Source organism: Oleiphilus sp. HI0086 (genome assembly GCF_001635225.1).
This window is the reverse complement of the sequence record NZ_LWFZ01000024.1, coordinates 1-1085: the sequence shown is the minus strand read 5'-3', so window position 1 is coordinate 1085 and position 1085 is coordinate 1. Positions and strand designations below refer to the sequence as shown.

At 43.2% G+C, this 1085-nt stretch carries 1 protein-coding gene and 1 pseudogene; one reads left to right on the top strand and one right to left on the bottom strand.

The window, feature by feature from the left end; translation table 11 throughout:
- Positions 1-432 (bottom strand): annotated as a pseudogene (locus A3756_RS00440) (anthranilate synthase component I); the annotation flags it as partial.
- Positions 433-873: 441 nt separating this feature from the next.
- Here A3756_RS00440 and A3756_RS00435 point away from each other — a divergent pair.
- A partial coding sequence (locus A3756_RS00435; protein WP_197481070.1) for a hypothetical protein occupies positions 874-1085 on the top strand: 212 nt, incomplete at its 3' end.

Here is a 1085-nt window from a genome sequence, read left to right as displayed (position 1 = left end):
CAAAGGATCTTCAGGACAGCTGTCAGCAAGCTTTGGTTCAATGTATCGAACGGTGTCATAACCAAAGTAGCCAACCAAACCGCCATTGAAGCGTGGTAAGCCTTCTATTTCGGGCACCTTGAAACGCGTTTGGAATTCCTCAACAAAAGCTAAAGGGTCACTGCACTCGTGTCGCTCGATGATTTCGCCATCTTGCTCGAGTGTGGCTGTGGAGCCAGAAATTCTAAGTACTTGCGTACAAGGCAAACCGATGATGGAGTATCGGCCCCATTTCTCGCCACCATGAACAGACTCTAGTAAATAAGAATAGGTGCCGTTAGCGAGTTTAAGATAAGTACTTAAGGGCGTATCGAGGTCAGCCAAGACTTCACGCGTGACAGGAATGCGATTGTAGCCTTGAGCCGCTAGTTGTGAAAAATGCTCAGGTGTCATAGGGTGTTCCTAACTAAATTCATAATCTATTAATTAAAACGAAGCGGTATACAGCGCAGGAGCTGCAAATATTGAACGAGCGCGTGCTCAATTAGCTAGCTTCGCCAGCGGCAGGGAAGCAGCGCACGAAGGGCTGCGAAATTATGAACGGATGTAGACACTGAACAGTCTCTCTACTCTAATCAATTAATAGGTATAAAACGGCCTACAGATTACCTCAGGCCTGTGAGTGAATCAATAGCTCAGGGTGCATGCTAGCTCGCTATTTGAGACTCTCATAGCTTTAAATATAGCAATTTTAGCCAAGGCAGCTGCTTAAGCTAAAAAAGACTACATTTTTTTGCTAAGACAGGTATATTAATTGAGGGCTAGGAATCCTTAGCTCAATGCGAACAGGATGTTTGCAGAATCTATTTCTATACTTTTTAAAAGGACTTAAAAATGAAGAACTTTCTTAAGCGCCCAACGATGGCGCTATCTGTGTTATTGGCTTCCTCATCACTTCAAGCTTTACCTGTTTATATCAATGAGTTTCACTATGATAATCAGGGGGCTGATCAAAATGAGTTTGTTGAAATAGCAGGCTTAAGTGGTACAGACTTACTTGGTTGGCAACTCGAGTTTTATAATGGCAATAATGGCCGACGTTATAT